This window comes from Mesorhizobium sp. M0011 (assembly GCF_040324155.1).
GTDB lineage: Bacteria > Pseudomonadota > Alphaproteobacteria > Rhizobiales > Rhizobiaceae > Mesorhizobium.
In genome coordinates this window covers 1-12,571 of the sequence record NZ_JAMYVQ010000027.1, presented here as the reverse complement: position 1 = coordinate 12,571, position 12,571 = coordinate 1, and the positions used below count along the sequence as shown (strand labels likewise).

The 12,571-nt window shown below is 64.4% G+C and carries 11 protein-coding genes and 1 pseudogene; 3 read left to right on the top strand and 9 right to left on the bottom strand.

All coding sequences use genetic code 11. The annotated features are described in order from the left end of the window. Positions 1-38: 38 nt before the first annotated feature. On the top strand, positions 39-941 hold the full coding sequence (locus NKK51_RS24700) for a LysR family transcriptional regulator (protein WP_023808851.1): 903 nt from the start codon (positions 39-41) through the stop codon (positions 939-941). A 19-nt stretch (positions 942-960) separates the two neighbouring features. Here the strand turns inward: NKK51_RS24700 and NKK51_RS24695 are convergent, their stop codons facing one another. Next, a complete protein-coding gene (locus NKK51_RS24695) occupies positions 961-1,941 on the bottom strand; it encodes a CocE/NonD family hydrolase C-terminal non-catalytic domain-containing protein (protein ID WP_352554890.1) in 981 nt (326 codons plus the stop codon). 26 nt (positions 1,942-1,967) lie between these two features. Here NKK51_RS24695 and NKK51_RS24690 point away from each other — a divergent pair, with 26 nt between their 5' ends. Then, complete coding sequence (locus tag NKK51_RS24690) at positions 1,968-2,303, top strand: SRPBCC family protein (protein WP_352554889.1); 336 nt, start codon at positions 1,968-1,970, stop codon at positions 2,301-2,303. 83 nt (positions 2,304-2,386) lie between these two features. Further along, positions 2,387-4,033 carry an acetolactate synthase large subunit gene (locus tag NKK51_RS24685; RefSeq protein WP_352554888.1) on the top strand — a complete coding sequence of 549 codons (1,647 nt, stop codon included), beginning with the start codon at positions 2,387-2,389 and terminating at the stop codon, positions 4,031-4,033. A gap of 44 nt (positions 4,034-4,077) precedes the next feature. On the opposite strand, the gene NKK51_RS24680 is transcribed toward NKK51_RS24685, so the two are convergent. The 8 genes and pseudogenes from NKK51_RS24680 to NKK51_RS24645 form a co-directional block, all read right to left on the bottom strand. Further along, complete coding sequence (locus NKK51_RS24680; RefSeq protein ID WP_023808839.1) at positions 4,078-5,247, bottom strand: substrate-binding protein; 1,170 nt, start codon at positions 5,245-5,247, stop codon at positions 4,078-4,080. A gap of 42 nt (positions 5,248-5,289) precedes the next feature. After that, a complete protein-coding gene (locus tag NKK51_RS24675; RefSeq protein WP_023808838.1) occupies positions 5,290-5,991 on the bottom strand; it encodes an ABC transporter ATP-binding protein in 702 nt (233 codons plus the stop codon). A gap of 2 nt (positions 5,992-5,993) precedes the next feature. Beyond that, a complete protein-coding gene (locus NKK51_RS24670; RefSeq protein ID WP_352554939.1) occupies positions 5,994-6,260 on the bottom strand; it encodes a hypothetical protein in 267 nt (88 codons plus the stop codon). Between the two features lie 9 nt (positions 6,261-6,269). Next, positions 6,270-6,696, bottom strand: a pseudogene (locus NKK51_RS24665) (ATP-binding cassette domain-containing protein); the annotation flags it as partial. Beyond that, a complete protein-coding gene (locus NKK51_RS24660; RefSeq protein ID WP_023808836.1) occupies positions 6,693-7,679 on the bottom strand; it encodes a branched-chain amino acid ABC transporter permease in 987 nt (328 codons plus the stop codon). The gene NKK51_RS24660 and the pseudogene NKK51_RS24665, both read right to left, overlap by 4 nt. Then, positions 7,676-8,533 (bottom strand): urea ABC transporter permease subunit UrtB, encoded by an 858-nt coding sequence (gene urtB, locus NKK51_RS24655; RefSeq protein WP_031212284.1) that lies wholly within the window; start codon positions 8,531-8,533, stop codon positions 7,676-7,678. Before urtB ends, NKK51_RS24660 begins: the two co-directional genes overlap by 4 nt. Before the next feature lie 4 nt (positions 8,534-8,537). After that, positions 8,538-9,659: a histone deacetylase-like amidohydrolase gene (locus tag NKK51_RS24650; RefSeq protein ID WP_023808834.1), complete on the bottom strand. Its 1,122-nt coding sequence runs from the start codon at positions 9,657-9,659 to the stop codon at positions 8,538-8,540. A gap of 82 nt (positions 9,660-9,741) precedes the next feature. Next, positions 9,742-12,468 (bottom strand): winged helix-turn-helix domain-containing protein, encoded by a 2,727-nt coding sequence (locus NKK51_RS24645; RefSeq protein WP_352554887.1) that lies wholly within the window; start codon positions 12,466-12,468, stop codon positions 9,742-9,744. Positions 12,469-12,571: the final 103 nt, after the last annotated feature.

The window sequence follows — 12,571 nt, the reverse complement described above, 5'->3', positions numbered from 1 at the left end:
CTGTAAGGGAAGAACAGTAGAAACCAGGAGTTTTGAATATGGATCGGCTTGAGAGCATGTCCGTGTTCGTCAGGGCCGTCGACCTCGGCTCGTTCGCAGCCGCCGCAGTCGCACTCGATCTGTCCGGACCAATGGTTGGCAAGCATGTGCGGTTCCTCGAGGAGCGGCTGGGCGTGCGGCTGCTCAACCGGACCACGCGGCGGCAGAGCCTGACCGACTTCGGGCGCGCCTACTATGAACGCTGCCGGGTGGTGCTGGCCGAGGCCGAAGCCGCCGATGCGCTCGCCGCCGACCAGTTCTCCGAACCACGTGGAAAACTGCGGGTCACCATGCCGGCGCATTTCGGCCGCCATTGCGTTGCACCCGTGCTGCTGCGGCTGGCGCGGCAATATCCGATGCTGGAGCTCGACCTGTCGCTCACCGACCGCTTCGCCGATCTTGCCGAAGACGGATACGATCTCGCCATTCGGACCGGTGCTCTGGGCGACAAGGCGGGGTTGATCGCACGCCGCGTCGCGCGCCAGGACATGGTCGTCTGCGCCGCACCCTCCTATCTCAGAATTCATGACGAGCCGCAGCGTATCGAGGATCTCGCTGATCATCAGGCGATTGTCTACCGCCGGCTCGGCCAGGTCGTTCAGCCGTGGCTGTTTGCGCGCGAGGGGCAATCCGTACAGGAGATTACGCCAACCGGGCGGCTGCGGCTCGACGATCTCGATGCCATCGCCGATGCGGCTGTTGAGAGCATGGGGCTTGCCTGGCTGCCCTGGTGGCTGGTGCGCGAGCGCATTGAAGCCGGTGCGCTGGTGGCGCTGTTGCCGGACCAGCCGCGATATCTCTACGACTGCTACGCCCTTTGGCTGCAGACACCGCATCTGCCGCTAAAGGTGCGGCTGGCCGTCGATGCGCTGGCTGCCGCCTTGCCGAGATCGATGGCCTGATTGCCAATCGCAGCCGCTTTCAGTTGAGGTCGCGCGGATACTCCTTGACCTCGCTGCGATCGACGACCACTTCATCTCCGTCATGGGCAGTGATGTGGGTCTCGATCCGCCAGACATCGCGCAGCGCGCGCACGGTCGCCTTCACCGAAAGGCGCGCCTGCCAGTCGCCGCGGCCATAGGACTTTTCCCAGGTGCAGGTGCCGACCGCCGAGTTCGGATCGTCGGGGTGGATGGTGAACCGGTCGACATGCCTCGCCGCAACGGTCATCTGCGTATGTGGATGCCGCACCGTACCGCCATCATTGACGACCTGATAGACGGTCTCGCCGGTGACCTGGTCCGTCGAAACAGAGCGCTGAAAGCCGTCGCCCTTGGCCAGAACCTCCTGCTCCATCGGCACAGCGCTTTCCGGAGCCAGGAAAGCCCCCAGCGTGTCGTCCAGCTTCTGCGGTGGGCGCACCGGCAGGATCAGCCGGCTGTCGCCGCAATGGATCGACAGCGTCGCCTGCTCGGCGGTCGGAAAGACGATGGGCCAATGCGATGTCGCCAGTGCCAGCCGGATACGCTCGCCAACCTCGAAACGCTGCCCGCAGCAGCGCAGCTTGATGCGCACCGTTTCCGCCTGGCCCGGCACCATGGGTGCGATGTCCAGATCATCGTTGCGATGGCTCAGGTTGAGGATGCCGTAGCTGATGCGCGAGGCAGCACCTTCCGGGAACACTTGCGACAGCGTGGCGGACAGAAGCGCAATCGGCTTATCGGAGGAGAGCTTGACCTCGAATTCGGGGAAACCAAGGATCTCGACCGCTTCGGTCAACGGCGCGGTCTCGAAGATCAGGGCATTGCCTTCCTCCGTGCGCTGGTCGACCGGCAAAGTCGGCATCACGCCATAACCGCACCAGGCGCCGGAAGATAGGCCGGCCGTCTGCGGCGATGAAATCTCCAGGATCGTACCTTCCCCCTGGGCTTCGCTCAGCACACGCGGGCCAAGGTGCAGCACCTTTTCGCCGACGCGGGGTCCCGGCCATGCCGGCTCCGCCACCCAGCGGCCGGGCCGCTTGGCTTGTCGACAAGGATGCCGATGGCGACGTCAACGCCGATGCGATCAGCTGGATGTGGGACGTCACCACGGTGCAGGACAAGAAGATCACCGAGGACAATGCCGACGGCATCATGTCGCGCGCCTACCGGCCGGGCCCCTATACGCCGCTGGAAAGCCAGACCTCGTTCTTCGTGCAGACCTATCTGTCGGAACTGCGTTCGCTGATCACCGGCACGCGCGGCGTGTCGGTCAGCCAATGGTCCGCGCCGAAGGAATTGTTCGCATCGCCGAAAGCGGCGAGCTGCAACACGCGCCTCTGACCCGCAGCCGAAGATGCCTCTTTGAGGCGTCGCGTTCCGATGCCATATGAAGGTGGCCGACGGAATGTTGCGGGAGACGGTTTATGACCAAAGGTTCGGATCTGTTCGTCGCGGCCCTTGAGAACGAAGGGGTCGAACGGATTTTCGGCATTCCGGGCGAAGAAAATCTCGATATCGTCGAATCCATCCGCCGCTCCTCGATCCAGTTGATCCTGACCCGTCACGAGCAGGCAGCCGCTTTCATGGCCGCCACCTATGGCAGGCTTACCGGCAAGCCGGGTGTGTGTATCACCACGCTTGGCCCAGGCGCGCTCAACCTTTCGACCGGTTCGGCCTATGCGCTGCTCGGCGCGATGCCGATGATCATGATCACCGGCCAGAAGGGCATCCTGTCATCCCGGCAGGCGCGCTTCCAGATCGTCGACATCGTCGCGGCGATGAAGCCGCTGACCAAGCTGTCGCGCCAGATCGTCTCGCCGAAGATGATCCCCTCGCTGGTGCGCGAAGCTTTCCGTGTCGCCCAGGAAGAGCGTCCCGGCCCCGTGCATCTGGAACTGCCGGAAGACATTGCGGCGGCCGAGTGCGAACCGATCGCGCTGGTGCCGACGCACCCGGTCGAACTGCCGCTGGCCAGTCCAGGCGCGCTTGATCGCGCCGCCCGTATGATCCTGGAAGCCAGGCGCCCGCTGCTGATGTTCGGCGCGGCGGCGTCGCGACCGCGCGTGACCCCCGATGTCGCGCAGTTCGTGCTGCGGACGCAAATTCCCTATTTCACCACGCAGATGGGCAAGGGCACCGTGCCTGGCGGCACGGAGCTCTATATGGGAACGGCAGCCCTTTCGGAGCGCGACTACGTGCACGAGGCCATCGAGCAGGCCGATCTGATCATCACCATCGGTCACGACACCGTGGAGAAGCCGCCCTTCATCATGGGGGCGAAGGGGCCGAAGGTCATTCATGTCGGCTACCAATCAGCCGATGTCGAGCAGGTCTATTTCCCGCAAGCCGAAATCGTCGGCGACCTCGGCCCTTCGCTGGCGCTGCTGGCCGACCGCATCGAGGGCAAGATCCCCAACGCGCAGGCCCTGCTGCCGCTGCGGGAAGGCATTCTGAGCCGGATCGCCGCGCGGGCCACCGAAGATCGCTTCACGCCGCAGCGCATCGTGCACGACGTGCGCGCCGTGATGCCGGCCGACGGGATCCTCGCCCTCGACAACGGCATGTACAAGATCTGGTTCGCGCGCAACTACCGGACGCGCATGGCAAACACGATCCTGCTCGACAATGCGCTGGCCACCATGGGCGCGGGCTTGCCGTCGGCGATGATGGCGGCACTGCTCTATCCGCAGCGCCGTGTCATGGCCATCTGCGGCGATGGCCGCTTCATGATGAACAGCCAGGAATTGGAGACCGCCGTCAGGCTCAAGCTCAACCTCGTCGTCCTGCTGCTCGAGGACCATGCCTATGGCATGATCCGCTGGAAGCAGGCGGTTGACGAATTTCCGGATTTCGGCATGACCTTCGGAAATCCCGATTTCGTCAAGTATGCCGAGGCTTATGGCGCCAAGGGAACCAGGGTTGCAGAGATCGCCGACTTGCGGCCGGCGCTGGAACAGGCCTTCACCGGCGGCGGCGTGCATCTCGTCGTTGTGCCTATCGACTATTCCGAAAACACCAGGGTGCTCGTCGACGAATTGCGCGAGCGTCTGCCTGCGCCGCAGACGCCCTGACGGCAGCGACAAAGCCGCCGTCAGGATTGCTTGGGCGGAAGACCCTACACCTTGCAGTAAGGCGTTACCGGCGCGATGGTGCCGAAATCCTTAGCGATCTCGTAGCCGATGCCGTCGGCCGCCGCCTTGCCTACATAGGAATGGCAGAGTGTGTGGTTGTTGGTGGCGTCGACGCGGATCTTGCCTTGCGGTGCGTCGAACTCGATCGACGGCAGCGCGGCCAATACATCGTCGTCCTTCAGCGATCCCGCCTTCTCCGCGGCCAGCGCGTAGAGATGCAGGCCGTTGTAGCCGGCCTCCCCGATGCCGTTGACCATCTTCTCCTGGCCGAATTTCTCACGGAAGCTGGAGATGAACTTTTTGTTGACCGGATTGTCCAGCGCCATCCAGTAGGGCTGCGGCGCATAGGTGCCGGCCGCAACGCCGGGCGGCAGCGCGTCCTTGTTGAAGACCTCGTCGAGCGGGGCGATCAGCGGCTGCTTGATGTCGAAGCTGCGATACTGCTTGAGCTGGGTGACGGCGTCGTTGCCGACCACCATCGACCAGACGACATCGGGCTTCAGCGACTTGATCTTCTGGAAGGCCGGGCCGAAATCTGTGGTCCCGAACGGATAGTAATCGGCGCCGATGATCTTGCCGCCGGCCTTCTCATAGGCCGCCGTGATCGCCTCGGTCATCTTCTGCGGCCAGGCATAGTCCGAAGCCATGACATAGATCGTCTTGCCGAGGTTCTCTGCCACCCATGGCATCATCGGGTCGACCTGCTGCATCGGAATCGGGCCGGTGGCGACGAAGTAGCGGTTGCATTCGCCGCCTTCGAAATTGGTCGGGTAGAAGAACAGCTTCTTGGCCTTCGAGGTGACCGACAGCGTGGCGCTGCGCTCAGGCGAAATGATCGTGCCCATGATCACGTCGACCTTGTCTTCGTTGATGAGCTTGCGCGCCTTGTCGATGGAGCCCTTGGTCGTGGTCTGGTTGTCCTCGATGATGAGTTCGACCTGGCGCCCGCCAATGCCGTTGGCGGCGTTGAGTTCGGCGGCGGCGAGCTTGTAGCAATTGAGCAACGTCTCGCCGAGGATCGCCTGCAGTCCGGTGATCGGGATCGACAGGCCGACCTTGACGGTGTCGGCGGCGCGCAGGATCGACGGCGCGCCGACTATGGCGAAGGCGGCGGCAGCGCCGCCCGATTTCAAGACAGTTCTTCTGCTTATCATTGTTGTGTTCCCTTCCAGTCCCAGGCGCGCCCCATGCACGCCTTACAAAGCCAACAGGTCCTTCAGCAGGGTCTCGTCGGCGAAGGTCTCAGGCGCACCTTCGTGGACGATCCTGCCCTTCTCCATCACCAGGCAGCGGTCCGATGCCTTGAGAACGAGATCGAGATTCTGCTCGACAAGAATGATCGCGATGCCGCGCTCGCGGGCGATGCGCGGCACCAGTTCGGCGATCGACTGCACGATGTTCGGCTGGATGCCTTCCGAGGGCTCGTCGAGCAGCAGCACCGAGGGCAGGCCGCAGAGCGCGCGGCCGATCGCCAGCATTTGCTGCTGGCCGCCCGAAAGCGTGCCGGCGACCTGCGCTTCGCGTTCGCGCAGGATTGGAAAATAGCCGAAGATGTCGGCCGGAATGCCGCCGTCGCCACGGTCCTTGGCAGCGCGGGTGCCGACCTCCAGGTTTTGCCGCACCGTCAGCTGGTTAAAGATCCCGCGCCCCTGCGGCACATGCGCAATGCCTGCGCGCGCACGGCGGAAAGCCGGCGCGTTGGTGAGATCCTTGTCTCCGAGAACCACCGCCCCGCCGCTTGCCCGCAAGCCGCCGGAGATGACGCGCAGCAGCGTTGTCTTGCCTGCGCCGTTACGGCCGAGCAAGCCCACGACTTCGCCCAGCGCGACGCTGAGGTCGATGCCGTTCAGCACGGGGAGCAGACCGTAGCCGGCCGACACCGCCATTGTTCGCAGCATGATCAGCGCCTCCCCAGATAGACATCGCGGACCATCTCGTCGGTCTCGATGTCATGGAAAGGACCGCTGCGCAGCCGGCGTCCCTGATGCAGCACCAACGTCTCGCAGTTCAGCGCCCGCACGAAGCGGATGTCGTGCTCGACGGCAACGATCGAGAATTCACCTTTGAGTCGCAGCAGCATCTGCGCCGTCGCCAGCGTCTCCTGCGGCGTCATGCCGGCAGTGGGTTCATCGAGCAACAGCAGGCGCGGCTCTATCGCCAACGCCATGCCGATCTCCAGCCATTGCTTCTGGCCATGCGCGAGTTCGCCGGCCAACGTGGCGGCGCGATTGGTCAGTGCGACCAGCTCCAAGAGTTCGCCAACCGGGCGCGCAGGCGAAGGCGCCCCAGCGCGCGACCTTGAGATTATCCTCCACCGAGAGGCTCGGGAAGACAGAGGGGATCTGGAACTTGCGGGCAATGCCGAGCCGGGCGATGCGATGCAGCGGCAAGCCGGCTATGTCGTGGCCGAGGAAGCGCACGCTGCCGCTGGTCGGACGCAGCGTGCCGGTCAGCACGTTGAGGAAGGTGCTCTTGCCAGCGCCGTTCGGCCCGATGATGCAGCAGAGTTCCTTGTCGCGCACCGTGAGGTTCAGAGCCTCCAGCGCCTGCAGCCCGCCAAAGCGGATACCGACGTTCTCGGCCTGCAGCAGGATGTCGCTCATTGCGCGCGCCTCCCGCCCTTGAACAGGCCTTTCAGCCGCGCGTAGATCGACAGGATCCCATCCGGCAGGACGAAGACGATGATGACGAAGACACAGCCGAGCAGAAGGGGCCACAGGCTCGGGTTGAAGCTGCTGATCGTCTGCTGCGCGCGCTGAATGAAGATGGCGCCCAGTACTGGCCCAAGCAGCGTGCCGCGCCCGCCGACCGCCACCCAGACGATCACCTCCGTCGACAGGAGCAGTCCGGACAGGTCGGGCGCCACCAGTCCTGCCATGCAGACATAGAGCGCGCCGGCAAGTCCGGCGATCGCCGCCGACAAGACGAAAGTAACGAGCAGCCGCAACGGCGCATTGTGGCCGAGCGCGGCCGCCCGGACTTCATTGTCCTGGATTGCGGTCAGCACCGTGCCCCAGCGGCCGCGGCTGATCGACCACAGCGCCAGCACCGTCACGGCGACGATAGCCGAGACGAAGATATAGGAGGGCAGATCCTGGCTCAGATCGACATGCAGGCCGCCAAGATCGAACTCGATCGGCGGAATGCCGATCAGGCCGCTGTCGCCGCCGGTGACCGAACTCCAGGAAACCGCGGCCTGCTGGCAGATGACGCCCATGGCCAGCGTGACGATGGTGAAATAGCTGCCACGAATGCCGCCGAAGAACAGGAAGTAGCCGATGATGGCGGCGACGAAGGCCGCACCCGCCACCGCACCGATGATGCCAAGCAGGCTTCCGAAGGGGATGGCATCATTGAGCGTAACCAGCGCCATGATGTAGCCGCCGATGCCGAAGAAGGCGGCGTGGCCGAAACACAGGATTCCGGTGCGGCCCCAGAAGAAGTCGAGGCTCGCCGCGAACAGGCCGAAGATCAGCGCGTCGCGGATCACCGTCAACTGATAGCCGCCGGCAAAGAACGGATAGATGATCGCGAGCGCCACGCAGACGGCAAAGATCATCAGCCAGTTGCGGTCGCGGGCGATCATCGCGACGCTCCGTTGAACAGGCCGTTGGGCCGCAGACGGACAGCGACGATGGCAGCCAGCAGCACGATCGCCTGCGCCAGCGACGGCGAAATCTGATAATTGAGGATGCTGGTCAGTCCGCCGACGAAGACGCTGCCGGCGACAAGGCCGCCGATCGAGCCGACACCACCGACGATGACGACGAAGAAGGCGTTGGCGAGATAGTTCACCCCCATCTGCGGCAGCACGATTGCCAGCGGTGCGACCAGTCCGCCGGCAAGGCCGGCGATTGCCGCGCCGAAGGTGAAGGCGATGGCGTAGGTGCGCCGGGTATTGATGCCGACGCCTTCGGCCATTTCGCGGTTCTGGATGACGGTGCGGATGTCGAGACCGAAGGGCGTCCGGCTGATCAACAGGATGACGCCGAGCAAGGTCAGCATGGCAATGCCGATCAGGATCAGCCGGTAGGCCGGATAGACGGTAAAGAAAAGATCGAGCGTGCCCTCGATCGGCGGCGTCACCGGCTTGGCGCCGAGCCCGAAGATCAGTTCCAGCCCTTGCTGCAGGATCAGGCTGACGCCCCAGGTGGCAAGCACGGTCGAGACCGGCCTGGAATAGAGATGGCGGATGATGGCGAATTCGAGGATACAGCCGACCACCGCGCCGGCAACGGGCGCCGCCGCCAGGCCCAGCCAGAACGAGCCGCCCACGCTCTGGACGAAATAAACCGCGAAAGCGCCGACGGTGACGAACTCGCCATGCGCCAAATTGGTCACGTTCATCAGCCCGAAGCTGATCGCCAGCCCGAGCCCGACCAGCATCAGGATACTGATCAGCGTCAGCGCATTGAGCAGCGTGGTGATGAGAAAATCCATCGCGTCAGGCCGCACTGGCGAGACGTTGGCGCAGGCCGGCGAGCAGGCCTTCGGCGGCATCGATCGCCGCGGCCTGATGCGACTGCAGATCCTGCCCCGCCCATTCGTCGATATGCTCCGACAACGGGTCGACCACTTCGGTGCGATGGTTGGCCAGAGTCTCGATGACGGCATGGCCGCAGAACGGCACATAGCCCTCGGAGTAGCCGCCCTCATGGGTCATCATCAGGCGCCCTTGCGAAGTTTCGGCGGCCAGCGCCACCATGCGCGCGGCGAGCCGCCTGAAGCATTCGCTGTTGAGCATCATGCGGCCGAGCGGATCAAAGCCGGACGCATCGAAGCCGGACGCGACGATGACGAGGTCCGGTCTGTAGGCACGCAGCGCCGGCGCGACGACACGGTCGAAAGTCGCTTCATAGGCGCCGGTGCCGCTGCCCGCCGGCAGCGGTATGTTTATGTTGTAGCCTTCGCCGGCATCTTTGCCGTTGTCGGCCAGCGCACCGCGCCCGGTCGGGTAGAGATTGTCCTGATGCAAGGAAATGGTCAGCACCGACGGGTCGGAATAGAACACCGTCTCGGTGCCGTTGCCGTGGTGCACATCCCAGTCGACCACTGCGGCGCGGCCAAGCAGGCCTTCATGCTGCAGCCGGCGGACAGCGACGCCGATGTTGGAGAACAGGCAGTTGCCCATCGCCTGATCAGGCTCGGCATGGTGCCCCGGCGGCCGCGCCAGCGCATAGGCATTGTCGACGCGTCCGGTCAGCACGGCGCGCATCGCGGCATAGGTGGTGCCGGCAGACAGCAGCGCGATGTCGAAGCTGTTGAGGCCGATTGGCGCCTGCGGCCCGGCGAAACCGGAGCCGCGCTCGCTGAGCATCCTGATGTCGTCAACGTGACGTTGCGTGTGGACGCGCAACAGGTCCTCGACCGAGACCGGCTCGGGGATAATCGGGACGAGATGGCGCGACAGGCCGCTGACCTGGATGAGGTTGTTCAGCCGCCGCTTCGAGCCAGGGGATTCCAGATGGCGGCCGGGTTCCACGAAACGGCCGGGAGGCATCATGTCGGCGCTGGAGCCGGTGTCATGCCACATCAGCTGTTCGTGAAAAACGTAGCCTGTCGCCATTCGCAGCGTCCTCTAAAAACCAGGTGACGCTAGCAGGCTAACGATCATCTGGCCCGACCCGAAAGAGGGGCTGCGCCTGTATCTATGCCCCTCCTTTCGGAGGGGTATAGGCGCCTGCTGACCCTTGCGCGGCGCGCACCGCCTGCACCCGGTTGGATACCGCAAGCTTGCCGAAAATGTTCTTCAGGTGCCATTTCACCGTGGTTTCGCTCACCGACAGCGCCAAGGCGATATCGCGATTGGACATGCCCTCAGTGAGATAGCGCAGCAGTTCGGCCTCGCGCTGGGTGAGCTGTTCCTTCTCAGCGGCTGGTGCGGCCAGCTTGCGCGCCGCCACGGGCATCGCCTGCGCTGCATCGATGATGCGCGTGGCATAGGCTGACAGCGCGGGGTCGGTCTTCGCCTGGGCAGCACGCAGCCGCATCAACCCTTCGACGACAGACCTTCCCTCGTCGACGAAGGAACGGATGAAGCCGGAAGGTTGGGCGAGACGCAACGCATCGAGGAGATTGCGGTCTGCCTCGCGTTGGTCGTGGGCAGCGCTGGCCGCTTTGGCTCGCAGGATCAGCGCCAATATATGGCGACGCATGCGCCCGCTGGTTCTCGTGCGCTCCAGAAGCGCGTCGAAAACCCCCGCTGCATCGGCATAGGATTTTTCCGCCGTCAGCAAACGGCCCTCGGCAAAGAACTCGAACTCGTTTGCGGTGGTGATGACCGTCGAAGTCTCGGTCTCTTCGCCGCGATGCTCGGCCAGCAGCGCGCGCGCCTCGGCATTGCGGTTCTGGTCGAGCAGCACACGTACGCGGTCATGCATGATCATCGATGCCAGGCGGCGATACACCGTGCCGCGCACGCGTTGATAGACGCGCTCCAGCATGTCCAGTGCGGCTTCGGTGCGACCGGTCAGCTGCAGCACACGGGCATAGGTCGGCACGCTGGCAAGGGGATAGACGATGACCGCCGCGCCCTCGATCTGCGGGCCGAGATTCTCGACCAGGGTCAGCGCTTCGCCCGACGCATTGGTCTCGTAGGCGAGCTCGGCTAGCAGCGTTCCGGCCAAGGCCTCGGCATAGGAATTAGCACCGATCCGCGCCCTGGCCTCGATGATGGCGTTGCGCAGCAGCCGCTCGGCGGCGGGCAAGCGGCCCGCCGAACGCTCGACAACGGCCATGTAGCAATTGGCAATGGTGACGCCGAGCAGGCTGCCGCTTCGCTCATGCGCCCGTCGCGCCGCATCGATCGCGGCGCGGGCACCTTCGAGGTCACCCAGCGCATAGAGGTTGTAGCCGATGACATTGGCGGTCGCGCCTTCCATGAACCAGGCATCGGGTGAGATGACGCGCAGGGCCGCAAGTGCTGTGTCGCGCGCCTGATCGAACTGCTCCAGCGTGCTGTGGACGGCAGCGGCGAGAACCACCAGTTCGGCCTCGATCGTTGTGCCGGTCATGGTGCCTGGGTCATTGCTGTCAGTCGGTCCGGTCTCGACCAGCTTGCGCGCATTGCTCAGCGTCTGCTGGGCAATCTCGGGTTGGCTGCTGTGCACCGCCAGCCAAAGCACCACCAGTTGCAGCCGGATGCGCTGGTCGATCAGTTTCCTAGGCAGCAGCGCGAGCAGCTGGCGCACGTAGAGAAGCTGGCACTGGGCGATGAGGTCGAGCGCGTTGTTTTCGACGAATACCGCCGCGCGTGCCTGGTCGCCGGCGGCCAGCGCGTACCCGATCGCCTCGGTCAGCATCTTGCGTTCGCCGAACCATTCGGCGGCCGCCAGATGCAGCGGCGCGATCATCTCCGGTTCGCGCCGTTCCATTTCGCGGCTGAGGAAATCGCGGAACAGATGATGGTAGCGGAACCAGCGTCGCTCTTCATCGAGCGGCACCAGGAACAGGTTGCGCGTTTCGATCTCGGTAATCGCCGCCTCGGCATCCGCCGCGCGCATCACCGCCCGGCAGGCTTCGGCGCTGAAGCGTTCGAAGATCGAACTGTAGAGCAGGAATTTTGCGATTGCCGGCGGCAGCTCCAGAAACACTTCGCCCATCAGGAAGTCGGCGACGTTGCGGTTGGCGCCGGTAAAATTGCCGATGACGGTTTCGGGTGCGTGTGCGGCACTCAGCGAGAGCGAGGCGAGCTGCAGGCCGGCGGCCCATCCTTCGGTACGCGAGCACAAGGTCTCCACTGTGCCGCTGCTGACGCTCAGGCCCAGCTTCTCGTTGAAGAAAGCCTCGGCCTCGGACGAGGCGAAACGCAGATCGTCGGGGCCGATTTCGAAGATGTCGCCCAGCACCCTGAGCTTGCCGAGTTGCAGATCGGGCAGGCTGCGCGAGCCGATGACGAAGGCGACGTTTGCCGGCGCCTGCCGGGTCAGGCGCTCCATGAACCGCTTCACCGCCGTCGCCTCGACAGCGTGGTAGTCGTCGAAGAACAGCGTGATGTCAGCTTCGCGCGCTGCAAGGCCCGTGACCAGTGCCGCGAGCATGACATCGAGCTGGGGGATCGGGCTGGACTGGAAGGCAAGGTCGAGTTCCGCTGGGCTCTGGACGAGATGGCGGAGCGCGCCCACCAGATGCGACAGGAAGGCGCCCTCGTCATTGTCGGTTGCCTCGCAGGATAGCCATGCGGTCAGCCGACCGTGGCGCGCGACCTCCGTGGCCCATTGCGCCATTGTCGTCGATTTGCCGAAGCCTGCGGGCGCGGCGAACAGCACGATCCGCGTGTCGATGTGGCGCTCCAGCGTCGACAGGATGGTCTCGCGGCGCACCCATCGGCGATGGTGCGGCGACGCTTGGCTGACGGATTGCGGAGCTGTTCTCATCTAGAGCGATTCCTATTTTGAGAGAATCGTAGGATTCCCAAAGCCGGATGTTTGTGATTCAAGATGCTGGCTGGATTGGAGGCCAGCATCTGATGACGCGAGC